The organism is Streptomyces sp. NPDC046821, from assembly GCF_040645335.1.
GTDB lineage: Bacteria > Actinomycetota > Actinomycetes > Streptomycetales > Streptomycetaceae > Streptomyces.
Map to the genome: position 1 here is coordinate 442,542 of NZ_JBEYYB010000001.1, position 21,263 is coordinate 463,804.

The window sequence follows — 21,263 nt, forward strand, 5'->3', positions numbered from 1 at the left end:
CCGTGTCGACGGCGCCCGGCATGTGGCGGGTGCGCCTTGAGAGGGACCACTGTCATCGGACGGTTCTGCGGACTCCCGTGCAGGCCAGGATGGACCTGGCATCCTCGGTCAGGAAGAGCATGAAGGCCCACGTTCTGTCCGGTGAGAAGATGCAGCCCGGTCGCAACGGCGTGGTGCCGTACTGGGTGAGGATGTCGACGGTGGCTGACAGGGCGAGTGTCTCGGTGCCCCGTTTCCGCGCGCGCCGGTCGCGCGCCGCGTAAACATCGGCAAGTCGCTGACCGGGGGCGGTGCCGTCCCAGACGACGAAGTCGCCTCCGCCGAGAAGTGCCGCCTTCGCCGGTTCGCAGGCTTCGCTCCGTCCATTGAGCATCCCGGCCAGCTCTGCCCGGTTCACTTACCTCCCCCTGTCCTTCATGTCTGAGCTGCACTCAGGCCGTTGACCGGCCGTGCGAAGTGCTTACAGCCCCTGGACGATGAGCCGCTTGCTGTCAGTGTTGCGGATGCGCAGCGGAGCGATCGCCTGATACTCCGGCGAATCGTTCCACGCCCGCGCAGCAACCACGTCCGGGAACTCCACGAGCACGATCTGCCCAGGCGCCCACGCGCCCTCCACAACGTCGACGTCGCCACCCCGAGCGAGGTACCTGCCTCCGTACGGCTCCAACGTCGCCACAACCTGAGAGCGGTACTCAGCCAGCTCCTCGACGTCACCAGTCAGCTGCACATCTGCGATCACATAAGCGGGCATGGAACCGACCCTATCCATGAGGACGCAGAGCCATGATCACGAACCCGGCGAACGTTCACAGTCAGCTCTCCACAGGTGAGCCTTCCGTGCGTGGTCCAGGATCGGGTCGATAAGGCTCTGCCGTGATCGGGGTGTATGCCCTCTGCAGGGCTGCGTAGCGTCCCGCCGCCCCTCAGCCGCCGCCACGCGGTGCCGAGTTGTCACACGACCAAGGGGCAGTGAGTGCCGGTGTAGATGGTGGGCATACACCGGTTGCAGTGGATGCACTGCGAGGTGGTGTTCCGGTCGGCCGTTATGCGCTCGATCAGGTCCGGTTCGCGGAGCAGGGCCCGGGCCATGGCCACGAACTCGAAGCCCTCGGCCATGGCCTGGTCCATCGTCTCGCGGCGGGTTATGCCGCCGAGCAGGATCAGCGGAAGGTCCAGCGCGGCGCGGAACCGGCGGGCCGACTCCAGCAGGTACGCCTCTTCGTACGGGTAGCTGCGCAGGAAGCTGTTGCCGAGCAGTCGGATGCCGAGCCGCTGGGGCTGCGGGAACTGTGCCGCGAAGTCCTTGATCGGTGCGTCGCCGCGGAACAGGTACATGGCGTTGAGCAGGGAGCTGCCGGCGGTGAGTTCGAGGGCGTCGACCGAGCCGTCGTCCTGGAGCCAGCGGGCGACCTGGATGCTCTCGTCGATGGCGAAGCCGCCGGGGACGCCGTCTTCCATGTTGAGTTTGGCGGTGATCGCGATGCGGTCGCCGACCTCGTCGCGGACGGCGCGCGCGATGCCGCGGGCGACTTTGGCACGGTTTTCGAGGCTGCCGCCGTATGCGTCCTTGCGGTGGTTGAGTTTGGGGCTGAGGAAGGAGCTGGCCGCGCTTTCAAGCGCGAGTTCGGCACAGCGCCCGGCATCTACCGCCGCACCCGCCCCACCCCCGACACCCAGCGGTGAACTCCCGCGGATCAAGGCCGAGGGGCAGCAACCATCAACAACAGGCTGGTCGTGCGGTCGCTGGCCGCTGGCCGCTGGCCGCTGGCCGGACGATCTTGACGTTCCGATGGGTGCTCAGCAGTCAAACACCGACCAGCAGATGTCGTTCCGCAATCGCTGATCGTCAAGTACGAGGTCGCGGATCGCCCCCGGGAGCTGGTCGCGCTGCCACTGGCACTCGAGTCGCCCTGCGGCCTCGGCACTCTCGCCTTTCGGCGCGGCAGCGCGTACGGCCTTGATCGCGTAGGCGGCCGCACCGAGTTCGTGCGCGGCGACGTGTGCGACGACTGCGGCCTGGCCGGCGGCGTAGGCGGCGTGCCGTGCTGCGCCACGCAGGTCCCGGGCGGCGCCCATTGCGTGGCCTCCCGCGGCGCGGGCCTGCATCATCTTGACCTCGCCACGCACCCAGGCGCGGGCATGTTCGATCGCCTCGCGCGGCCGTGGGTCCTCAGGCCGAGCTACCTCGAAGAGGCCAAGGACGTGCTCCGCGCAGTCTGCCGCCCACAGAGCAAGGAGATGGTGATCCGCATCAGTGAGGGTCCCACCACGACGGATCGTCACGAACCGAGGGTCCCGGACCTGCGGCAGGATCACGGCTGACACTCCTTCTGCTTGCGTCCGCTCGCCTGACCGTCAGGCAAGTCGGCGTCCCATCCTCGCCGACTGCCGGTTGTGTGCCTTCGTGTCCCACCATTCATCGAGGTGGGCGTGTACGAGGTGGACGAGCTGCCGCAGTCGGTCGGGAGGAGGCGCGGCCGAGGTGAGCACGTCCGTCCAAGACCTGTCGTCCCAGGGCAAAGCCACTTCCCAGCGCTCATCCGCGGAGCCTTGGCGGCGCACGGTCAGCCAGTACGTCAACGTTGCGCTGCGGTCTTGATGGTGCTCGACCGACAGCTTGATGACGTCGAAACGGAGTCCGTCAGCGGTGACGTAGGAGTGGCTCAGGGCCTGCTCGGCAGGCGTCTGTTCCTCTGATACGTTGGCGTAAGTCATGGCTTGGCCTGGGTGTTGGGAAATGCGTGGTGTCGGGATCCGGCGACGACGAACAGGCTGACTGCTCCGAGGGCAGCCGCTGCCACGGCGACCACGGTGACGCCCGAGCTTTGCAGCAGGAGTCCGCCGATGATGCCGCCGAGGGCCATTGCGGCGTTCCAGAGGGTGACGAGGACGGCTTGCGCGGTGTCGGCGGCAGCGGGGCTGTGTTGCATTCCGGCTTGTCCGGCTGCGGTTTGCAGCAAGGTCGGGGCCCCGCCCCATCCCAGGCCCCAAGGGACAGCGGCGGCCCAGACGATCGAATGCGTCGCGGTGACGGCGAGAGTTGCGGTGGCAAGAGTGAACAGCACGGTGGCGGTGACCGTCAGAGTCCGCAGTCGGCGGTCGACGTGGCGTCCGACGTACCAAATGCTCACCATGCACGCGGCACCGAAAGCAAGAAGAACCGCGTCGGTTGCTGACCCGAGCCCAGCGTGCTGTAGGTAGGGAGCGACGTAGGCGTAGAGGATCGTGTGTCCGAGGACGAACGTCGTGACCGTCACCATGATCGCGGCGACACCGGGCACAGTCAGGGTCTGCCCCAGGGGCGACTTCGCCGATTTTGGTGCGGTGTCCGCACCGTCACCGGCGGCCTGACTCACGGCGGGGACGGACATACTGATCCAGCCGATGACGAGAAGAGTGACCAGGGAGATAGCGGCGAACGCCGCCCGCCATCCCATCTGTTCACCGATGAGGGTGCCGGCCGGAACTCCCAGGGACAACGCCAGCGGGATCCCGGTCATCGCTACGGCGATGGCGCGGCCTTCCATCCCGGCAGGCGCGATACGACGCGCGTAGCCGGCGAGGATCGCCCACGCCAGGCTGGCGGCCACGCCGGCGAGGAACCGGGCAGCCAGAAGGACGACGTATCCCGGTGCGGCCGCAGTCAGCGTGTTGGCCGCCAGGAAGATGGCCATGGCGCCGAGCAGCAGAGGTTTGCGCGGAACAGACGCTGTCGCCGTGGCCAGCGGGATGGCCGTCAGCGCCGTACCGGCCGCATAGACGGTGACAGCCTGGCCGGTAGCACCTGAACTCGTGCCCAGCGAGGCGGAGATCTCGGGCAGGACGCCGGCGGGCAGAGTCTCGGTCAGGCTCGTGATGAAGACGGCGGTCCCCAATGCCAACAGCGCTGACCATGGCAGGCCGGCCTGTCGCATACGAGGTTGCGTGTGAGAAGACGTGGTCGTCATGGACCGCATCCTGAAACCCTCACACGAATGTGAGGGTCAAGCCGAGGTGCGCGGGGTAGCTTCGGCGGTGTGAGAATCGGTGAATTGTCGCGCCTGACGGGCGCGTCCCGTCGGCTACTTCGCTACTACGAGGAGCAGGGGCTGATCGTCCCGGACCGGGGTGCGAACGGGTATCGCGAGTACGACGGCCGCTACGTGGACCGGGTCCACCAAATCCGTGGCCTGCTGGATGCGGGGCTCCCCACCCGCATCATCAAGCAGATCCTCCCGTGCCTGGACAAACCTCGATCGATCCACTTTCCCGATGCGACACCGGAGATGCTTGCCCTGCTGGCCGCAGAGAGGGACCGGCTCACCGAGCGGATCGACGTACTCATCCGCAACCGTGATGCGATGAGCGAGTACCTCACCGAAGTCGCACAATGCCGGGCGCCGGCGCCTGACAGCTCTCCACGGAACACCGAACTCCCGTCGATGGCGTCGGCATCAGCAACGTCATGACCGGCAACGGCTAGTCGCGAATCGCGCCCTCGGGCCACACCACCTCGACCGGCACGCCGGTACGGCGCGCATAGTCGACGACGTCGGCCGTCCCGCCGTAGCCGCGGGCCGGCTGCCCGTCCCCCACCGTTCGCGTCGGCGCAGCTGATCGCGCTCGGCGCCCGTCACCTTTGCCTGCTCGCCCGGGTCCCGGTCATGCGCCGGAGTCTCAGCCACTGGTGGCTGGCGCCGTCGCTGGCCTTCGTGCTGGTGCGCGCGGCGCGGCGGGTGTACATCGGGTTCACCTATCCAGCGGGGGCCGGGGGCTGAACCTGACAGCGCAGGCGGCGGCCGACATTGGACGATGCCACCGCCCGGGCCGGCCACGTGAAGGCAGCTCGTCGTGGGTGTGCGGCAGGGCTCGCGCGGCTCGGCCGAGAAGGCTGCTCAGGTCCAGCCGCGGGCCTTCGGCTACCGCATCACCTCCGGCGGCGCCTTCGGTCCGGCGGCCACCGCTCGGGCGATCAGGGCCTTTCAGAACGCCGCCAAGGGGCGCGGCAAGGTGCCCTGTCGGTCAGCGGTCCGGTGTCGCGGACGAGGCACGTCAGTGGCGAGAGCTCGTCGCGGTCGCGCCTGCGCAGCAGCGGGACGTGGTCCTGGGGCCGATATCGGTGGTGGTGCCAGATGTCGCCGTTGCGGTCGGTCAGCGGCCGCGACAGGTCGTAGACCCGGCCCCAAAGGATGTACGGCTCGCAGGCCGCGTCCCATGCCTCTTCGAGGAGACGCGGCACGTCGTGCGCGACGAGATGCACCGGCACCCCGTCCCGTCGCCCGAACGCCAGTTGCGCGTATCCGGCCTGCCGGGGCTCGGCGTCCACCGGCGCCCCGATGGCTGCGAGCCAGGAGTACCAGTCGGCCAGGGACGCCGCCTTGATGCAGACCACCACGCGGTCGCCACAACAGTCGATGGCCATGACCTCCGGCCTGTGGCCGTGGAATTCCGTCCACAGCGAGGCCCATACGGACTTCACCCGGGCGCACTGTGTCTCCCCCGCGGCGGCTTCGGCCTCCAGCGCGCTCAGCGGCTCCCTGCCCGGATGCAGGGCCAGGGCCGGGGACTGGGCCTGGGCCGGGGCCTGGGCCAAGGCCTGCCGGTGGACCACCGTGTCGCCGGCCCGCCCCCGGTGCCGCTCCCGTTCCGCCTCGGCCGCCGCGGAGTGCAGCCGCTGCAGGGCATCGGGGACCAGAACCGGGGCGAGCCTGACCGCCACCTCCTCCTCGAAGCGCGCGAAACACTCGCGGATGACGGCGCTTGCCGCGCGGACGTTCCCGTTCTGCGTCACGCGCCCACCGCCCAGGTGGCCTGGACCAGCTGGGTCATGCTGCGCATGGCCCGGTACTGGAGCGACCTGACCGCGTTGGGCTGCCTGCCCATCAGCCTGGCCGTCTCGTACACGGACAGCTCCTCCAGGAACCGGAGCCTCAGGCAGGTGCGTTGGTGCGCGTTGAGGAAGGGCAGAGCGTCGCCGACGACCTTGCGGGCCTCCGCGACCAGCAAGGTGTGGATCACGGTGTCCTCAGTGTTCTCCGTGTTCCGGTCCCCGTTCCGGTCCCACTCGCCCCACTCGCCAGTGGGCACTTCGCGCCGCGCCCAGCTGGATTTGTAGTGGTCGGCGATCAGGTTCCGGGCGATCGTCTGCAGCCAGGCGTCGATGCTCTTCCCCTGCCAGGTGAAGGTCTCGATTCGGCGCAGCGCCCGTACGAACACCTCCTGGGTGAGATCCTCCGCCAGCTCCCGGTTGCGTACCTGGCGGACGATGGCGGCGTAGACCGTGTCACGGTGCCGGCGGTACAGGACGGCGAAGGCCCGCCGGTCGCCGCTGCGTGCTCGGGTGATGAACTCGGGCTCCGGCCCGTTGCGCGGACCTGTCTTGGCCTGGGCATGAGTTGCCTGACCGCCTCCGGTCTGGTCGGGCATCGCGGCGATCCGTCTTCTCTCGCAGGGGCGCGTGGTGCCTGCTGCTGCGAAGTACGGGGGCGGTCTTTGACGGTCGACTGGTACCGGCTGTGCGGTCTGACTCACGGTCTCTCCCTGGTGATGGCCTCGACGGGGATCTCCAAAGCTGCAGCGATCCGCCTCAGGGTCTCGGGGGTCGCACCCCGGCACCCTTCTTCGATGCGCATGATGGTGCTGGGATGCCTATCTGTGAGGTGGGCAAGACTTCTCAACGAGTGCCCACGCGCCTCTCGAAAGGCCCGAATTGTGGCTCCATTGGGTGTCACGGGGAGGAGAGTAGCGACGGGTAAACATCACTGCAAGGTGTTTCAAGCGCCTTACCGGACGGGAATACATCACCGTGATGTCTAGAGGTGATGCGCGGAAGGACCAGGTCGACCCGGTCGGCCCCGTCCGCCGCAAGAAGGCGCGAGGGGGAGGCAGTTGAGACCAATGAAGGCGCAATGGGCAACGCTTTGCCACCCCGTGCGCTGATCATTACTGATGAGGAGCTTGAAAGGATCTGTAGGTGTTGCCTTACGGTGAGGCATCATGACTTCTGTGACCACCACCCGAGACTGGAAGCGCCTCGCTGAGGCAATTCGTGACGTGCGCAAGGCGCGCGGATGGCGGCAGGAAGACCTTGCGGAAGCAGCCGGCATCGGTTACTCCACGGTGCAGCGCGCCGAGTCCAGCGACGGTTACAAGACCATGCCTCTCACCATCGACAAGATCGAACGGACCCTCGGCTGGACACCCGGAAGCGCCAGGGCGGTCCTGGAGGGCGGCACGCCCACCCTTCTGACACCCCCGGCCGCAGCCCCGGTCCCGCCTGCCGCGGACACCGAGATGCCGGCGTCGGCCTCCGGTGACGCCGCAGGGTTCGTCGCGCGCCTACCGGCCCGCATCCAGCACGAACTGGCCGACGGAGAGCTCGTGGACACCGATGTCATCGAGTTGCAGCGCAAGGGTATGCGTCTGATCGTCTTCGCCACGCGCGATCCCGAGCAGGCCACGGAGGACAGGGCCGAGAAGGCCGAGGACATCCGGGAGTGGACGCGCGTACAACGCCGGCTCCGCGGTCTCGCGAGCGACGAACGCCCTGTCGATAAGTAGATAGTTGCGGATTTTCGACCGATCTCTACACACGGTTCGTATCTGCATGGTTACATTTCGTTCACCTCTGGCGGGCGTCACCGCAGCAGGTATCTGGGGGTGGGTGTCCGCATGGAGACCGGTGAATGGCGTGTGGAGCGAGTCCGTGGCATCCCTCATGGCGCGAAGGTGATCATCGACGCGCCTGAGGGCGAGGTCGGAATCGTCTGGGTCAACGAGGAGGTGTCCACCGGCGACGTGTCCACCCCCCTCACGGAATACCCGCCCGAACCCGCCTGCTGACACGGTCATTTCGGCCAAGGGGCAAGTCTGGCTCGAGCACGTCACCGGTGTGACCGCCGTGCACAACTTCGGCCACGAGTACGGGCACAGGAACTCGGGCACACGCCGATCGAACTCCCGGCCGCGTCCTCACGACGTTCACCGCCCTGGCCATCGGCGCGGCGCTCCGCTTCTCGTAGACCTGAAGCCTGGACCGTTCTGCGGTGCGCGGTATCGGCGGGTGCATTCGGCCTTCGGGCTGCAGCCCGGTCTCCGCCCCGCCGGCGGAGCCCTGTATCGAGCGGCTCGGAAAGTAGATATCGGACTCAAGGCCGCTGCGGTGCGCCGGCAGCCAGGACAGTGCAAGCCAGCGCGGCTGAACCAGCGGCCAGGAGCGCAACTCCGGGAACGCCCCGATGTCCACGCCACGGAGTACCAACTCGTGGAAGAGGCAGGAGCTGGAGCAGTTGCGCCGAGGAGGCCGCCATGGCCGTGGACGGAGTACCCGTCACCGCCCTTGACCGACGGACTGACGAACCACCCCCACCGACCTGGTCGAGCTGTCTGACGCAGGTTATGTCCCTGAATGCGGGGAAGGGCTCCATGAGGTTGTTGGATTCCCAGCGAGCCTTTCGCTCTTGTCAAGGCTGCATGTAAGTCTGGGTGTTCACGCCAAACAGGACATCAAGGCAGGGAGAGTCATGGCGGTTCTCACAGGCAAGGCAGCTGTCGTTACCGGTGGATCGAGGGGGATCGGTCGGGCTGTCGCGCTGCGGCTCGCGCGGGACGGAGCGAGCGTGGTCTTCAATTACGCGCAGAACCGGGATGCCGCGGATGAGGTCGTGCGGCAGGCCGAGAAGGCGGGTGGGAAGGTCACTGCGGTGCAGCTGGATCTGGCCGAGCCCGGCGCGGCAGAGGAGTTGTTGGCGACCGCCGAACGCCGGCTCGGCGGGCTCGACATTCTGGTCAACAACGCAGCTACGCATACCGAAGTCGTGCCCATCGCGCAGACAGAGGAGGCCGTCTTCGACACAGTGATGGCCGTGAACGCGAAGTCGGTCTTCCTCACGGTTCGTTACGCGGCCCGGCACATGCGTGACGGCGGGCGGATCGTGAACATCTCCACCCTCAACACCGCTTTCCCCGCCCCCGGCAACGCCCCGTACGCAGCCAGCAAGGGTGCCCTCGAGCAACTGACCTTGGTAGCTTCACGCGAGCTCGGCGGACGGGGCATCACGGTCAATACGGTATCCCCCGGCGCCACCGACACCGATTTGCTGAGAGCGGCCAACGAGCCGGAGAAGTTGGCGATGGCCATCGGCATGACCTCGCTCGGACGCCTCGGCCAGCCCGAGGACGTGGCGGACGTCGTCGCGTTCCTTGCAGGACCGGACGGACGGTGGCTGACAGGCCAGAACATCCGTGCCAATGGAGGCGTTCTGTAGTCAACAGGAGGCGTGGTTGTGGGCGGCGCTTCTCCTCGTCCTGGCCGAACAACACCTCCGGGTCACTCTGTTGGGCTTGGCCAGGACATCCGGCCATACGGACTGGGATGTGTTTCTCGCCAGTGCGGGCCAACTCGTTGGGGCGGCACGACGGCGGACACGGGCCCTTGCATCACGTCGGCCCAGACAGCCTCATCGAAGACCTCGGCTGCCTTCTCGGTGGCGCTCTCCTGGACCGTAAGGACATTCAGGTCGACCCGGTCTTCGTGCGGCAAGTAGTCAAGGGCCAGACGACGACCGATGCAGTCCATCACCGGGCTGCTGTCAGGCAAAGCAGCCGCTCACGCTACGAGTACGCGGGCGGAGGCGAACCAGAAGAGCTTTGAAAACACGTACTGAGCTTGTCTTTTAACCCCGGCGTGAAGCGCGGCGGGCGAGCGACTGCGTAGGCCAGCAGAGCCATTTGAGAAGGCGGCTGGTGATCACAAAGTAGTGGACGCTGACCCAGCCCCGCTTTTTGTCCAGGATCTGCGGGGCCTCGTCTCGGTGGACGTAGCGGAGGTAGCTGCGGCGAATCGGCGCCCCAACCAGCAGCAGCACCGGTGAGGAGACGAGGATGACCACCGGAACCATGGCCCTCACCACGGTCGACTTCGCCCTCTCCTCATATCGCATGTGGTCAGTGTGCTGACCTGTATGTTGCTTGTCAGCCTGCCCTGCGGGGTTTGGTGCCGACTTTGTGGCGGGCGGAGAGCGGCTGAACGCCTCGCCGGTGGCGAGGACTTGGCCCACGCCGTCGGCATCTCCCAGGGCCTGCGGAGGTCGGTGGCCAGCGGGCGGGCGAGCCGAAGCTGGGCATAGGCAGCGATCACGAGCCAGAGCACGACGCAGCCGGGCGACGTCGATCCGGCCCTGGTCGAGCCCGCCGTACAGAGCCCCGTGTCCACGGCGGTGTTCGGGCGAGCGCGAGATCAACCAGCGTCCGCACCGGCCCGTCCGTACACAGCAGCGCGTCGCACAACTCGAACAAGGCGTCGCCCCGCACGGTCAGACACGCGTACAGCTCCGACCGGAAGTGTGACACTTCCGCGAACGCGTCCCGCAGGGCATCCCTATACACCAAACTCACGACCACGGCCTTCGCACTGATCCACTCTGTGACGGAGCACAGGATCAGACGAAGGCCGTCTACACACCTGCCGAACTGCGAAAACGCTGATCAAGTTCGCGCCGCGTTCGACACCGGTCGTTAAATGACAAGCCAAGACACCGTTTCTTATGGCACGAAGCCCATGGCGTCAGCGATGGTCGACGGCTACTGGCACGACTGAAGGAAGCTGGTGAACGCCTTGCCAGCCGAGTCGGTGAGGAACAGCCGGGCGACGGCGATGCGGTCCATCAGGGTCACGTGGGAGGCCGGCCAGCCGTCGCCGCGGCATTGCCGGATTCGGGGAGTGAGCGCTTCCCTCTCACCCCATGTCTCCTCGAGCGCCGAGAGTTCGGCGCGGACCGTCTCGTTGATCGCCACGTCCTTGCTCGAGATGCCGGAACGAGCAGGCCCAGCCCTGCCTCCTGCTCCCCGATGGCCCAGCAATCGCTGAACTCCTGGGCCTGGTCCGATGGCAGCAAGGCGGCGAGCCGGTGCCAGGTGTCAGCGTCGTCGATTTCCTGCGGAGGCTACCGACCCACAACGGCGTTCAGGCATCGGAAGCAGATCAGCACCACCGCGATCGCCGTGAAGCCCAGGAAGTGTTCGGGCTTTCGCTCGTTGCGCCGGTGCAGGCGCCGCGAGTCCACGGCCGCGGCCCGCTCCACCGCTCCGAGGTCTTCGGCACGGCCGAGAAGACCGTGGTCCGATACGCGGACTCCACCCGGGCCCTGCTGCCCCAGACCGCCGAGACCGCCCCCGCGTCCTGACCGCGGACGTCCGGGGCCATCCCAGCTTCCTGGTAACCCCACCACTGGCGCGCCGACGATCCACGTGCCCGCTCCGAGGAGCTCATTCGGCGTCGGGCACCACCTGGGCGAACGAGGTCACGAACGCGGTGATGAGGCGGGCGAACTCGGACCGGTCGACGTCCGACCAGTCCGCCATCACCCGCGCGAAGATCTCCTGCCGGAACCGGTGTGCGCGGTCGAGCTGTTCCCGCCCGGAGCCGGTAAGGGCAAGCAGCGTGCGCCGGGCGTCGGACGGATCGGTCCTGCGGTCCAGCCACCCTTCTTCGACGGTCCGGAGCACCAGCCGGCTCGCCCTCGGCTGATCAACGCTCAGCGCGGTGGCGACGTCCCTGACGGAGCACGGTTTGTCGTGGTCGTCGATGACGTCCAGCACGTTGAACAGCGTGGGGTCGATTGGCCCGCCACCGCCGGGTGGCGTCAACCGCGCCAGCGACCGACGGGTCTGCCTGCGGCGGATCGCGACCATGGCCCGTTCGACGTCGGCGATCGCATCGTCCTGTTCCCTCTTCGACATGCATGCTAGATTACAATAGTTGTCAAAAGACATGCATTGGGGGATGTCATGACTGACCTGACTCGGCTGCCCAACGTCCGTGAACAGCGGCCGCTCGGCTACTGGTTGAGGCACATCGACGGGGCGATCGAGGGAAGCATGGGCCGACTGTTCGCCGCGGACGGCCTGAACCGCCGGGGGTGGCAGGTGTTGAACACCATCTCGTGCGACCCGATCACGATCGTCGAACTCGACGAGGCCATGGCCGCGTTCCTGTCCGCCGACGAGCCCACCATGCGCCCGTACGTCGACCGGTTGGTCGAGCGCGGCTGGGCACACATGGCTGACGACGGCGCGGTGGCACTGACTGGCGAGGGCCGACGGGCACACGAGCGGGTGTCCGAGCAGTCCGGAGCCCTGAGGGTCCGGATGATGGAGTGCCTCTCGAGCGAGGAGCACGCGGTGTTGATGGAACTGCTCCAGCGGATCGCCACCCACCTCGACGCCCTGGCGGTCGAAACGCCGAAATGGAACTGACGGACTGCCCGCACGGCCGTGGACACCGTCCTCGACCTCACTCACATTCGGCAGGAACTGAGCCTCACGCCGGTGGCCGGGTGAGTTTGGCGGCCACGGCGTCGAGGACCCAGTCCAGGCCGGTCGTGAAGGATGTCTCGGCGTCCATGTCCGTGCTGTCGTGCACGACCTTGGCCAATGCCGGGAACCGGCCCGTGGCCAGCATCCTCGTCACATGCGGGCCGCGAGTGCGCTGCCAGTCACGTTCGGACAGGCCCGTGGCGCGCTCGGCCCGCAGGTTCGTGATCTCGCGCCTGATCGCGCCGGTGAAGTAGGCGCTGACGGTCTCCACGGCGCGCATGACGGTGTCGATGTCGGCGAGGCCGTCGAGGGCGGCCAGCGTGGCCTCGGCCACGGCGAGGCCGTTGGGGCCCAGGGCCGGGCGGCCGCCGAGCAGGTCGGCCAGCCATTCATGGCGAAGGGCGGCCTGCCTGGTGCGGTGGGCGAGGTTGCGCAGTGCTTCCCGCCAGTCATCGGGCTGCTCCTCGGGGAGGATCTCGCCCTGGACCTCGTCCACCATGAGGTCGAACAGCTCCTCCTTGGTGGAGAGGTATCCGTACAGCCGCATCGGGCCGGCGTTCAGCCGGGCGGCGACCTTGCGCACCGATACCGCCTCCAGCCCGCCCTCGTCGGCCAGAGCGATGGCGGCGGCGACGATCCGCTCCCGATCGAGGGGTACGGGGCGAGTCGGCGGCTCCGGCCGGTCCCAGACAGTCATGCTCACACCGTTCTGTTGCGTTGCGATGCATCGTACTGAAGAAATACAGTGTATCGATATGAGACGTCGTATTGCTGTGGTCGGGAGCGGCCCTGGCGGCCTTACCTTCGCCCGTGTCTTGCACCGCCATGGCCACCCCGTCGCCGTCCTCGAACGCGATCCCGCCCCCGACGCGCGCCCTCCGGGCGGCACGCTGGACCTGCACGAAGGGCTGGGCCAACTCGCCCTGGACAAGGCAGGGCTGCTCGCGGAGTTCCAGGCCCTGTCCCGCCCCGAGGGACAGGCCATGCGCATCCTGGACACAGCCGGGACCGTCCTGCGCGACTGGCGCCCCCGCCCGGACGACCGGGCCAATCCCGAGATCGACCGCCGGCACCTCCGTGACCTGCTGCTCGGCGCTCTCGATGTCCAGTGGGGGCGGGGCGTGACGCGGGTGGTGCCGGGGACCCGGGACGGCGTACTGGTCCATTTCGCGGACGGGCGACAGGAGACGTTCGACCTCGTGGTCGGCGCGGACGGTGCCTGGTCCCGGACCCGCCCGGCAGTCTCGCCGGTGACGCCGCACTACACCGGCGTCACCACGATCGAGACCTCCCTGGACGACGTCGACACCCGCCACCCCGACCTCGCCCGGTTGATCGGCGACGGTTCCGTGGCTGTGTACGGGGCGAACCGAGCTCTCGTCGCCCAGCGCAACAGCGGCAGCCACGTCAAGGTGTACGCCCAGTTCCGCGCGCCGCTGGACTGGCACACGAACCTGGACCTGGCCGACGTCGAGGCCGTGCGATCGGGTCTGCTGACGCTGTTCGAGGGCTGGGCCGCTCCCGTCCTCGACCTCCTCCACTACGGCACCGCTTTCGTCCACCGCCCCCTCTACGTCCTGCCCGTGTCCCACACCTGGGCCCACGTCCCCGGGGTGACGCTCCTGGGTGACGCCGCCCATCTGATGCCCCCGCTGGGGGCGGGCGCGAACCTCGCGATGCTGGAGGGCGCCGAACTCGCCGAGTCCATCGCCACCGCCACCGCCACTGCCACCGGCCCTGGAGATCTGGATGAGGCCGTCCGCGCCTTCGAGGAACGCATGTGGGCACGGGCCGGCAGATGGGCAAAGATCACGACGGCCGGTCTGGAACGCCTCGTGAGCCCAGACCCCGCCGAAGCCCTCGCGCTCTTCGACCAAGTCCAGCCATCCTGACCGGCAAGCGCGAGAGCACCAGCACCAGCACCAGCACCAGCACCAGCAGCTCGCCACGGCTTCACCTGACAGCGCGGCACCGGCGCAGTGCCTTCCGGCGAAACCGCAGTCAGGCGGACGATTCCGCCGCGACGGATCGCCGAGCTGTCCCGGTACGGCGTGGACGGCAAGGCGTCGCCGCTGCGCCGGCAGGGCGATTCCCGTCGGCCGACGACGCTGCCGGCCACCACCGTCTACCTGACGACCCGGGCGGTGGACGACGCGCTCGACCTCCTGGAGGTACTGATCGCGAAGAAGCTGCTGGCCAAGGCCGAGCGCGAGACGGTCAAGGAGAAGGCGAAGACCCTGCCGCGGGTCGAGCGGGCCTCGGCGAAGCTGGCGAACGGACCATCCACCCCCGCCGAATACGGCAGTCCGCAACATGTCGACCCTGCCGTCATTGCCGACATCTCCCATTGGCTCAGCCACAGCCAGAGATGAACGTTCCCGCCGCCTGTGAGCGAGCGGTCGGCAGCCTCCTGCACCAGCTCACTGCCGACCCCGCGTACCAAGAGATGTGCCCCGCTCGCCCTCGCGACAGCGCTGACAGGCCGGGTGCCGCCGAATTCAACGCCTGCCGTCGCTCGGCGCGAGCAGACTCGTGACCTCGGCGATCGCCCCTGCAGAAGAGTGGAATAGCGTCGGCCGTCAGAGGGTTCCCCCGCACGCCGGGCCGCCTTGATCGACAAGCCGTACCAGGTACGCGCCGACCCGTTGTCTCCCATGCCCCAATGAAGCCACGCGGCGAGGCTCGCGGCTTCGCTGCCGACGGCCGCGAGCCTCGCCCGCTCATCTTCGCGCTCAGCATCCTTCGCGATCGTCTTTCAGGTGGGCGAGCACCTCATCGACAAACTGGCGTGACGACGTCGTGACGTTGAGGCGCCGAAATGCTGTCGTAGCCACGCGAAGGGTGGCCGCTTGTCCGGTCTCGGCCGCGTGCGCTTGCTGCTTGGGCGCCATCGAGAGCATGGGCGCTGCAGCAACAACCAGGCAGGCGGCAGGTGTCCGATCACGTGCTCAGTCCCCCGTCACCAAGCCACATCCACACCCACATCCGCAGTCACATCCACAGCGGACGCCCAAATTTGCTCAGCTTATAGGCTGACCGCCCGACCGACGGTGCCGGGCCGGTCGGAAGTGGAGGGGGCGACGGGAGTGGGAATGGGTCGGGAATCGGTGGCGGCGGGGCGTGGGCCTCGGCTCGGTCTGCCCGCGGACCAGGTGCCCCTGGGCCTCGACGAAGACGCGCGGGCGCTCTATGTGCGGCTGGCCACCACCGGTCGGCGGGCGCTGGACGAGGTGGACGGTCGCGCCCTCGGGCCGTTGCTGAGCTCGGGGCTCGTCGTACAGACCGAGGGGATGGTCGAGGCGCGGGCGCCGCGCGGCCCGCTCGAGGCGACCGCGCAGTCGTACACGCAGACGGCAGCGCGCATACGGGAGGTCGGCGAGGAGCTGACGGATGTGTGGAACGCGTCCCGACGGGCTGACGTGGGCGTCGACATCGCGACCGGTGACGTCGCGCTGCAGGAGTACGCGGATCTCATCAGCTCCGCGACGACCCGGATCGACGCGCTGACCATGGCCTCGCGGGGCGACCGGCCGATCGCGACGGCGGACGGCGTCTTCGAGGTGCTGGCGCGCGGTATCGAGGTCAGGGTCGTGTACGACAGCCGGCTGCTGGAGTCGCCCGAGGCGATCGAGGTCGTGGAGACGTGCATGGCGGCCGGTGAACAGGCCAGGGTCTTCCCGGGAGTTCCGATCAATCTCGTCATCGTCGACGACGTGGTCTCCGCCAACGTCACGTCCGACCGCGACGATGAGGTGCACGTCGCCAACATCCGAAACCGCCGTCTCGTCGCGGGGCTCCGCAGCGTGTTCGAGTCCTACTGGCAGCTGTCGATGCCGCTCGCCGACGAGAAGCTCGTGCGGGACGACTCGAAGGACTTCCGGCACCTCGTACGTCTGCTCAGCATCGGGCTCACCGACCGCTCGATCGCCCGGGAACTCGGCGTGTCCGAACGCACGGTGGGCCGCCGGGTCACCCGACTGCAGGAACTGCTCGGAGCGGACACCCGCTTCCAGCTAGGACTGCAGATCGCCAGACATGGCTGGGTGTGACTGTGACCCGGCGGCCTTAACTCACTCTCGGTGCGTCAGCGCGCGTCCGGAGCGACGAGCTCCGGCAGCACCTTCTCGAAGGAGTCGGCGACCGTCAGGCTCGGCAGGATGTGCCCCTGGTCGCTGGCGCTCTTGGCGAGGTCGGCACCCCAGGCGGAGGTGCGGTAGCGCTGGTTGGGCGTGCCGTGGTGCCCGGGGTTGGCGAAGCTGCAGTCGCCGACGTTGTAGAACGTCTGGAGGTCCTGCAGGGTGTACGCCTTGTTGAGCGACTCGCCGCGCTTGTGGACCGTGAAGTACGTGCCCATGGCGTCGGCCATCAGCTCCGTACGGCGGGTGGCCTCGGCCTCGTCGGTGATGTCGGTGTCGAAGAGGTTGTCCGAATACTGGACCTGGTGCCCGAACTCGTGGGCCAGCACGGCGCGTCCGCCGACCCGGCCGAGGCCGAGCTCGTTCCACATCTGAAGGATGCCCTCACCCATCGCCACACGGCGGGTGATGCCGAGCTCCTCGAGCGTGGCCTTCGAGTCGGGGTCGGAGTGGGTGGGGTCGATCGCGAAGGCGTTGAGCGAGAACATCGGGTTGTCGACGCCGCCCGGGAACCCGGCGAGCTTGCCTGAGCTGAGACCGCCCTCGACGCCCCACTGGAGGAAGAGCGAGCCGAGCGGGCTGATCTTGGCGAGGCCGTCGTAGACGACCTTGCGGTCGGCCGCGGCGTCGGGGCCGAGGACCTTGCCGTCGAGCGAGACGAGTCCGACGTTGCTGGTGTCGACGTCCCAGAACCGCTGGAGGTTCGTGAACGTGCGGGCCAGCTCGTCGGTGTTCGCTCCGTTGGGACCGAGAGCGGTCTCCGCGGGGCTGGTGGGCGTCTTCATCAGGGTCCAGTACTGGATCAGCAGGTCGGGCGACAGGCCCAAGAAGCCGTTCTGGTACCAGTCCCACGACGCGGGGTCGATCTGCGCGATCTGACCGCTGGCCCAATTGCGGAAGTCCGTGGTCGAGCACTGGTAGTCACCGGGGTTGATGGCCCCGGAGGTCCACTCGTTGTCGACGCCGGCGTCGGTGAGCACCGCCTTGATCTGGGTACGGGACTCCTTGGCGGCGGCGACGAGTGCCTGGTCGGACGATCCCGCATCCTCGGCGGCCGCTCTGGTGGCGGCATCGAGGTCGAGCCCGGCGATGTAGTCGTTGAACTCCTGGCGCAGCTGCGAGATGTCCGCGGAGTCGGCCCCTCCGCTAGGCGCGGCCACGGCGGCGGCGGACGAGGCGGGGGTGACCGCGGTGGCGGCCGTCGCGCCGGTGAGTGACATGGTCGCGAGCGACGCGACGGCCAGGGTCGCCAGGATGGGACGCTTCATCCGTACTGACTCCTCAGTGTGGCCAGGCTCGGTGTGCCTGGGCGTGCTCGGCATTCAAGCGAGGCGGGGGAGGTCGGCGGAAGGGTTGGGGGGTGGCGGGGACCGGACATGTCTGGTGCCGGACAGGGGGGTTGGGCGGTGAGGCGTGTTCTTTCGGGGTTGTACGGGTTGTCTGGCCCGTGGCCTGCGCCTCTGGCGGAAGGGCAGGACGGGGCCGGCCAGCCGGCCCGGCAATAGGCCGATTCCCGTTGCAGCCTGACGACCAGATGTCAGTGAATACGCGGGCGGCAACGACGTAGCTCGGAGGCCGGCCTGCCGGTCACGAGTTCGTCGGCGACGAGCCGTCCGACGGTGGGCGCCAGGGTAATGGCGGAGTGCATGACGGCGACGTAGACGGATCGGTCGCGTGTCGCGTATCCGATGACGGGCCCGTGCGCGGGCATGGGGCGTCTGGAGGTGCGGTGGCCCAACAGGCGGCACGAGTCACTCCCTTGGAAGGCCGCCATCACGCGCTGGAGCGCGTCTTGAGCGGCCTGCGCCATCGCTGCCGCTGTGCCTTCGACATGCGGCACGACCAGCACGAGCTCGCCTTCCCGGACTTCTCGAACCTCGAACTCAGGGCGCGCTACAACGGTCTTGACCAGGCCTGGCGGTGCCGCGACTCGCGCGAGGGTGGCCGGGGAGGCGGCAATGGCCAGGTCGGCTGAGGCTGACAGCGGCGCGCAGAGCCTGGGGACGTTGGTTCCAGCGGTGAGTACGACGGTGGCGGCGGCGTGGCGCCCGGTCGAAGTCAGCACTCCCCGGACGCGCCCATTGGTCACCTGCAAGGACGTGACCACGGTTTCGTAGAACACGGTCGCTCCGTGGGCGCCGGCGGCTGCCACGAGTGCGCGGGTCAGGGCCGTTGGGTCGACGCCTGCGTCACTCGGGGTGTGGATGGCGTGATCGGGGGGTCGTCGGAGGTTGGGCTCCAGGGCAGAGATGTCGCTTCGGCCGATACGGAACTGGCCGGGCCCTGGCTGTGAGTCCTCATCCGGTGTGCCGGCCCAGGACAGAGAGCCGGTCCGGCGGACAGCGACATGGGGCAGTTCGGCCTCCAGGCGTCGGAAGTCCGCCAGCACGTACTCGCGGAGGTGACGAGCTCCGCCAGGCCAGCGCCCTCCCGAGCCGCGAACCCAGCCGAAGGAATCTCCGGTGACCCCGGCTGCCGGCACAGGCGCGCGCTCCAACAGCGTGACCGGGACACCCCGACGGGCCAGGTGGTAGGCCACGGAGGAGCCGACAATCCCCGCACCGACAACAACAACGGCTGACATGAGGTCCTTGTCGATAGCTCAACGACCATTCAGGCCGTGTCGGCAGCCGTAGCACCACAGTTCACGTCGAGGCTGGGACGACGCAACGGGATTTGCTGCGTCCTGGCTGGCAGCAGACCACAACGCCGCCAGGACCCGGCCCTATCCCGGACGCTGACGGCGTATGTGTTCGGGGGAACCCGCTGCCACGAGTTCTGACCCAGTTGGTAAATCATCGAGTTGACTACGGCCGAGACGGCTGAAGGGGCGGAGGAGAGCATGATCAGGCCCAGTACCCGCCACTATGAATAGGGCACACCGGTGGGCTACTCCCAAGGGAACCAGGCCTGCCACAGCCCAGACGCACGACATGCCTAGGCAATGCGAATGCTTCACGCAGGTGTGGCACAGCGATACGGCTCCCCATGGCCCTTACATGACCTTCTCCCCACCGAAGTCCGTGTGTCCGAACACCTAGAGAGTGCCGCACGCTCAGGGCTCCCGCTACCACCCATTTCAGTTCGTCCCACATTCGCGTGGAACGGACCTCCCTGGCCTGTCGCAGGTCAGAGAGCCGGGAGCCCTCGAAACCGGTGACGTCAGGCAGCAACTGGCCAGCGTTGTCCCGGTTCTTGGACTCGGGCGTCCTATACGCGGTGCTTGCACGCCGGGAAACTTTGCGCAGGTGTCGGATCTCTCAAGCCCTGCCAGGCCTGGAAATCCCAACGACACCAATCGAGTTGACTACGCGACCGAGAGGTGAACGTGAACCGTAATCCGAACACCGAGGACACACAGGGGAAGAACACCCCTGCCCCTCAGCTGGTGCCCGTCATCCCCGCCGTCATGGTGGCGCTCGTCCTCAGCGTCTTCACCGTCCTGATCCTCACGGGTATGCCTCTGGAGACGGCAGCCATAACCGTGAGCGTCGGCGGCACTCTGGGCATCGAGCTGGTTCGCCGGCTGATGCGCCTCTTCCCCACCCGCCGATAGCTATGGGGCGCCGGACGAGCGCCCCTGCTGAGGCAACCAGGAAGGAACTGGCGGAGTGGCTCCGGTCGCTCCGCCCGTCCTGGCTCCCCTACAGCCAGATGGCGTACAAGTCGAAGCAGTTGGGTCACCCCGCCTCAGCCGCGGCACTGTGCCGGGCCGACAAAGGGCGCAGCCTTCCTCCGTGGAAGACCGTTGAAGCGTACGTCCGATGCTGTGACGGGTCGGTGTCCGAGGCCAGGAAGCGCTGGGGGCGTGCGACCCGGGCCGCGACCCAGGTACGGAGCGTCAAGGTCTCCCTGCCGAGGACGGCACCGGCTCTCCCTTACGTGATGAATCCCGCCGAGCTCCTCCTGGCCATGCGGGACCTCCGGATTGCCGCAGGGCAGCCGTCCCTGCGGGATCTCGGTGACCGGGCAGCTGTCCCCGGCGGCGGTGGCAGCTACCTGCCGCGTACCACCATCGGGAACGTCCTCAGCGGCAAGCGCGCCTGCACCGACGTCCTGTTGCTGCACTTCGTAAAGGCCTGCGGCGTGACCCGCGAGTCCGAAATCCAGCAGTGGAAGGAAGCGTGGAAGCGTGCGTATCAGCCGGAAGGAGTCACCTCCCGGTACGGCACAGCGTGCTGAGAAATCCGGAGGCATTCGAAAGGGCCCGAGCCGATGCTCGGGCCCTTTCAAAGACCCAAGCCAATGGCTTCACGTTCACGTGCCGGACGACGTGTCCGCCAACATCGCCCCCGCGGTGCCATCCGCCCCGACCGCGTCGCAAGCTGCTGACCCTGGTGCGCCGCAAGACCGTGGACGAGGCATGGCGCGGACGTACGAGGAGCCTGCTCCTGCCCCTGGAGGACCGGGGTCGACTGGTCACGGCTTAGCTTGTTCCGAGGCCCGGCTGCGGTCCCGCTCGCTCCCAGTTCCTCAGCTGAGTGACAGATCACCCTGATCGTCCCTGATCTTCACCTTGACCCAGGCATGGCCGCTGGTGTGGCCGTCGCCGACGCCGTCGACCTTGCACTCGAACTCCCGGCCCACCTCGACGGGGATGGAAGCGGGACAGCTGACGTCGTCGATGGTCGGGGGCTTGGCGAAGTCGCTGGAACTGACGTTGTTGAGCACGGCCCGCGCCAGCGCGTCCTGATCCAGGACGCGCTTCGGCTGCACGGCGGGACTCCCGGCCAGCAGCATGATGGTGAAAGTGAGCGCACAACAGGCGATCACGGCCAGGGAGAGCGCGGTGACGGTACGGGCGAAGCTGCGTTGATCAGTCACACGGACAGT

General features: G+C 67.9%; 26 protein-coding genes and 3 pseudogenes. 11 read left to right on the forward strand and 18 right to left on the reverse strand.

What is annotated here, in order from left to right:
* Positions 1-52: 52 nt before the first annotated feature.
* The 6 genes from ABZ893_RS02075 to ABZ893_RS02100 form a co-directional block, all read right to left on the reverse strand.
* Positions 53-397, reverse strand: coding sequence for a hypothetical protein (locus ABZ893_RS02075; RefSeq protein ID WP_361395242.1), 345 nt, complete (start codon positions 395-397; stop codon positions 53-55).
* A 63-nt stretch (positions 398-460) separates the two neighbouring features.
* Positions 461-751: a DUF1330 domain-containing protein gene (locus ABZ893_RS02080; protein ID WP_361395245.1), complete on the reverse strand. Its 291-nt coding sequence runs from the start codon at positions 749-751 to the stop codon at positions 461-463.
* Positions 752-951: 200 nt separating this feature from the next.
* Entirely contained in the window at positions 952-1,698 is a 747-nt protein-coding gene (locus ABZ893_RS02085; RefSeq protein ID WP_361395248.1) for a hypothetical protein, read from the reverse strand.
* Between the two features lie 99 nt (positions 1,699-1,797).
* Positions 1,798-2,316 (reverse strand): putative immunity protein, encoded by a 519-nt coding sequence (locus tag ABZ893_RS02090; protein ID WP_361395251.1) that lies wholly within the window; start codon positions 2,314-2,316, stop codon positions 1,798-1,800.
* A 39-nt stretch (positions 2,317-2,355) separates the two neighbouring features.
* A complete protein-coding gene (locus tag ABZ893_RS02095; protein WP_361395254.1) occupies positions 2,356-2,715 on the reverse strand; it encodes a hypothetical protein in 360 nt (119 codons plus the stop codon).
* The gene (locus ABZ893_RS02100; protein ID WP_361395256.1) at positions 2,712-3,947 is read right to left on the reverse strand and encodes an MFS transporter; all 1,236 of its coding nucleotides are present in this window, start codon (positions 3,945-3,947) and stop codon (positions 2,712-2,714) included. Before ABZ893_RS02100 ends, ABZ893_RS02095 begins: the two co-directional genes overlap by 4 nt.
* A gap of 69 nt (positions 3,948-4,016) precedes the next feature.
* On the opposite strand from ABZ893_RS02100, the gene ABZ893_RS02105 reads away from it, so the two are divergent.
* Positions 4,017-4,448, forward strand: a complete 432-nt coding sequence (locus ABZ893_RS02105) for a MerR family transcriptional regulator (protein WP_361395260.1) — start codon at positions 4,017-4,019, stop codon at positions 4,446-4,448.
* Positions 4,449-4,951: 503 nt separating this feature from the next.
* Here the strand turns inward: ABZ893_RS02105 and ABZ893_RS02110 are convergent.
* The 3 genes from ABZ893_RS02110 to ABZ893_RS02120 all read right to left on the reverse strand — a co-directional run bounded on the left by ABZ893_RS02110 (position 4,952) and on the right by ABZ893_RS02120 (position 6,710).
* Complete coding sequence (locus ABZ893_RS02110) at positions 4,952-5,770, reverse strand: BN159_2729 family protein (protein WP_361395263.1); 819 nt, start codon at positions 5,768-5,770, stop codon at positions 4,952-4,954.
* Positions 5,767-6,405, reverse strand: a complete 639-nt coding sequence (locus ABZ893_RS02115; RefSeq protein ID WP_361395266.1) for a sigma-70 family RNA polymerase sigma factor — start codon at positions 6,403-6,405, stop codon at positions 5,767-5,769. Before ABZ893_RS02115 ends, ABZ893_RS02110 begins: the two co-directional genes overlap by 4 nt.
* A 101-nt stretch (positions 6,406-6,506) precedes the next feature.
* Positions 6,507-6,710 carry a helix-turn-helix transcriptional regulator gene (locus tag ABZ893_RS02120; protein ID WP_361395270.1) on the reverse strand — a complete coding sequence of 68 codons (204 nt, stop codon included), beginning with the start codon at positions 6,708-6,710 and terminating at the stop codon, positions 6,507-6,509.
* A gap of 274 nt (positions 6,711-6,984) precedes the next feature.
* On the opposite strand from ABZ893_RS02120, the gene ABZ893_RS02125 reads away from it, so the two are divergent.
* A complete protein-coding gene (locus ABZ893_RS02125) occupies positions 6,985-7,539 on the forward strand; it encodes a helix-turn-helix transcriptional regulator (protein ID WP_361395272.1) in 555 nt (184 codons plus the stop codon).
* A gap of 111 nt (positions 7,540-7,650) precedes the next feature.
* Positions 7,651-7,821 (forward strand): hypothetical protein, encoded by a 171-nt coding sequence (locus ABZ893_RS02130; protein WP_361395275.1) that lies wholly within the window; start codon positions 7,651-7,653, stop codon positions 7,819-7,821.
* On the opposite strand, the pseudogene ABZ893_RS02135 reads toward ABZ893_RS02130, so the two are convergent.
* Positions 7,790-8,245 (reverse strand): annotated as a pseudogene (locus tag ABZ893_RS02135) (DUF6183 family protein); the annotation flags it as partial. The gene ABZ893_RS02130 and the pseudogene ABZ893_RS02135 overlap by 32 nt on opposite strands.
* A gap of 256 nt (positions 8,246-8,501) precedes the next feature.
* Between ABZ893_RS02135 and ABZ893_RS02140 the strand changes: the two are divergent.
* Positions 8,502-9,245 carry an SDR family oxidoreductase gene (locus ABZ893_RS02140; RefSeq protein WP_361395278.1) on the forward strand — a complete coding sequence of 248 codons (744 nt, stop codon included), beginning with the start codon at positions 8,502-8,504 and terminating at the stop codon, positions 9,243-9,245.
* 408 nt (positions 9,246-9,653) lie between these two features.
* Here the strand turns inward: ABZ893_RS02140 and ABZ893_RS02145 are convergent, their stop codons facing one another.
* The 3 genes and pseudogenes from ABZ893_RS02145 to ABZ893_RS02155 form a co-directional block, all read right to left on the reverse strand.
* Positions 9,654-9,920: a hypothetical protein gene (locus ABZ893_RS02145; protein ID WP_361396073.1), complete on the reverse strand. Its 267-nt coding sequence runs from the start codon at positions 9,918-9,920 to the stop codon at positions 9,654-9,656.
* A gap of 198 nt (positions 9,921-10,118) precedes the next feature.
* Positions 10,119-10,374, reverse strand: a pseudogene (locus tag ABZ893_RS02150) (transposase); the annotation flags it as partial.
* Between the two features lie 186 nt (positions 10,375-10,560).
* Entirely contained in the window at positions 10,561-10,773 is a 213-nt protein-coding gene (locus tag ABZ893_RS02155; protein WP_361395281.1) for a hypothetical protein, read from the reverse strand.
* 248 nt (positions 10,774-11,021) lie between these two features.
* On the opposite strand from ABZ893_RS02155, the gene ABZ893_RS02160 reads away from it, so the two are divergent.
* The gene (locus tag ABZ893_RS02160) at positions 11,022-11,162 is read left to right on the forward strand and encodes a hypothetical protein (protein WP_361396148.1); all 141 of its coding nucleotides are present in this window, start codon (positions 11,022-11,024) and stop codon (positions 11,160-11,162) included.
* A gap of 82 nt (positions 11,163-11,244) precedes the next feature.
* Here the strand turns inward: ABZ893_RS02160 and ABZ893_RS02165 are convergent, their stop codons facing one another.
* The gene (locus ABZ893_RS02165; protein WP_361395284.1) at positions 11,245-11,718 is read right to left on the reverse strand and encodes a MarR family transcriptional regulator; all 474 of its coding nucleotides are present in this window, start codon (positions 11,716-11,718) and stop codon (positions 11,245-11,247) included.
* A gap of 48 nt (positions 11,719-11,766) precedes the next feature.
* Between ABZ893_RS02165 and ABZ893_RS02170 the strand changes: the two genes are divergently transcribed.
* The gene (locus ABZ893_RS02170) at positions 11,767-12,234 is read left to right on the forward strand and encodes a hypothetical protein (protein WP_361395288.1); all 468 of its coding nucleotides are present in this window, start codon (positions 11,767-11,769) and stop codon (positions 12,232-12,234) included.
* 64 nt (positions 12,235-12,298) lie between these two features.
* Here ABZ893_RS02170 and ABZ893_RS02175 read toward each other — a convergent pair whose 3' ends face one another.
* Positions 12,299-12,991 carry a TetR/AcrR family transcriptional regulator C-terminal domain-containing protein gene (locus ABZ893_RS02175; protein WP_361395291.1) on the reverse strand — a complete coding sequence of 231 codons (693 nt, stop codon included), beginning with the start codon at positions 12,989-12,991 and terminating at the stop codon, positions 12,299-12,301.
* A 58-nt stretch (positions 12,992-13,049) separates the two neighbouring features.
* Between ABZ893_RS02175 and ABZ893_RS02180 the strand changes: the two genes are divergently transcribed.
* The 3 genes and pseudogenes from ABZ893_RS02180 to ABZ893_RS02190 all read left to right on the forward strand — a co-directional run bounded on the left by ABZ893_RS02180 (position 13,050) and on the right by ABZ893_RS02190 (position 16,343).
* A complete protein-coding gene (locus ABZ893_RS02180; RefSeq protein ID WP_361395294.1) occupies positions 13,050-14,186 on the forward strand; it encodes an NAD(P)/FAD-dependent oxidoreductase in 1,137 nt (378 codons plus the stop codon).
* Positions 14,187-14,306: 120 nt separating this feature from the next.
* Positions 14,307-14,567: pseudogene (locus ABZ893_RS02185) on the forward strand (hypothetical protein); the annotation flags it as partial.
* Between the two features lie 819 nt (positions 14,568-15,386).
* On the forward strand, positions 15,387-16,343 hold the full coding sequence (locus ABZ893_RS02190) for a helix-turn-helix domain-containing protein (protein WP_361395297.1): 957 nt from the start codon (positions 15,387-15,389) through the stop codon (positions 16,341-16,343).
* A gap of 35 nt (positions 16,344-16,378) precedes the next feature.
* On the opposite strand, the gene ABZ893_RS02195 is transcribed toward ABZ893_RS02190, so the two are convergent.
* Both ABZ893_RS02195 and ABZ893_RS02200 read right to left on the reverse strand, forming a co-directional pair.
* Positions 16,379-17,698: a hypothetical protein gene (locus tag ABZ893_RS02195; RefSeq protein WP_361395300.1), complete on the reverse strand. Its 1,320-nt coding sequence runs from the start codon at positions 17,696-17,698 to the stop codon at positions 16,379-16,381.
* A 269-nt stretch (positions 17,699-17,967) separates the two neighbouring features.
* Complete coding sequence (locus ABZ893_RS02200; protein WP_361395303.1) at positions 17,968-19,014, reverse strand: FAD-dependent oxidoreductase; 1,047 nt, start codon at positions 19,012-19,014, stop codon at positions 17,968-17,970.
* 744 nt (positions 19,015-19,758) lie between these two features.
* Here ABZ893_RS02200 and ABZ893_RS02205 point away from each other — a divergent pair.
* Both ABZ893_RS02205 and ABZ893_RS02210 read left to right on the forward strand, forming a co-directional pair.
* Positions 19,759-19,986 (forward strand): hypothetical protein, encoded by a 228-nt coding sequence (locus ABZ893_RS02205; protein ID WP_361395306.1) that lies wholly within the window; start codon positions 19,759-19,761, stop codon positions 19,984-19,986.
* Positions 19,987-20,315: 329 nt separating this feature from the next.
* The gene (locus ABZ893_RS02210; RefSeq protein WP_361395309.1) at positions 20,316-20,612 is read left to right on the forward strand and encodes a hypothetical protein; all 297 of its coding nucleotides are present in this window, start codon (positions 20,316-20,318) and stop codon (positions 20,610-20,612) included.
* A 291-nt stretch (positions 20,613-20,903) separates the two neighbouring features.
* Here ABZ893_RS02210 and ABZ893_RS02215 read toward each other — a convergent pair whose 3' ends face one another.
* Positions 20,904-21,254, reverse strand: coding sequence for a DUF4333 domain-containing protein (locus tag ABZ893_RS02215; RefSeq protein WP_361395312.1), 351 nt, complete (start codon positions 21,252-21,254; stop codon positions 20,904-20,906).
* Positions 21,255-21,263: the final 9 nt, after the last annotated feature.

What these genes read in the sequence shown, in the direction of transcription:
- ABZ893_RS02080 (WP_361395245.1), bottom strand. Translation starts at nt 751, where the DNA reads ATGCCCGCTTATGTGATCGCAGATGTGCAGCTGACTGGTGACGTCGAG.
- ABZ893_RS02180 (WP_361395294.1), top strand. Translation starts at nt 13,050, where the DNA reads ATGAGACGTCGTATTGCTGTGGTCGGGAGCGGCCCTGGCGGCCTTACC.
- ABZ893_RS02165 (WP_361395284.1), bottom strand. Translation starts at nt 11,718, where the DNA reads ATGTCGAAGAGGGAACAGGACGATGCGATCGCCGACGTCGAACGGGCC.
- ABZ893_RS02175 (WP_361395291.1), bottom strand. Translation starts at nt 12,991, where the DNA reads ATGACTGTCTGGGACCGGCCGGAGCCGCCGACTCGCCCCGTACCCCTC.
- ABZ893_RS02195 (WP_361395300.1), bottom strand. Translation starts at nt 17,698, where the DNA reads ATGAAGCGTCCCATCCTGGCGACCCTGGCCGTCGCGTCGCTCGCGACC.
- ABZ893_RS02140 (WP_361395278.1), top strand. Translation starts at nt 8,502, where the DNA reads ATGGCGGTTCTCACAGGCAAGGCAGCTGTCGTTACCGGTGGATCGAGG.
- ABZ893_RS02200 (WP_361395303.1), bottom strand. Translation starts at nt 19,014, where the DNA reads ATGTCAGCCGTTGTTGTTGTCGGTGCGGGGATTGTCGGCTCCTCCGTG.
- ABZ893_RS02170 (WP_361395288.1), top strand. Translation starts at nt 11,767, where the DNA reads ATGACTGACCTGACTCGGCTGCCCAACGTCCGTGAACAGCGGCCGCTC.
- ABZ893_RS02145 (WP_361396073.1), bottom strand. Translation starts at nt 9,920, where the DNA reads ATGCGATATGAGGAGAGGGCGAAGTCGACCGTGGTGAGGGCCATGGTT.
- ABZ893_RS02130 (WP_361395275.1), top strand. Translation starts at nt 7,651, where the DNA reads ATGGAGACCGGTGAATGGCGTGTGGAGCGAGTCCGTGGCATCCCTCAT.
- ABZ893_RS02095 (WP_361395254.1), bottom strand. Translation starts at nt 2,715, where the DNA reads ATGACTTACGCCAACGTATCAGAGGAACAGACGCCTGCCGAGCAGGCC.
- ABZ893_RS02115 (WP_361395266.1), bottom strand. Translation starts at nt 6,405, where the DNA reads ATGCCCGACCAGACCGGAGGCGGTCAGGCAACTCATGCCCAGGCCAAG.
- ABZ893_RS02210 (WP_361395309.1), top strand. Translation starts at nt 20,316, where the DNA reads ATGAATCCCGCCGAGCTCCTCCTGGCCATGCGGGACCTCCGGATTGCC.
- ABZ893_RS02100 (WP_361395256.1), bottom strand. Translation starts at nt 3,947, where the DNA reads ATGACGACCACGTCTTCTCACACGCAACCTCGTATGCGACAGGCCGGC.
- ABZ893_RS02190 (WP_361395297.1), top strand. Translation starts at nt 15,387, where the DNA reads ATGGGTCGGGAATCGGTGGCGGCGGGGCGTGGGCCTCGGCTCGGTCTG.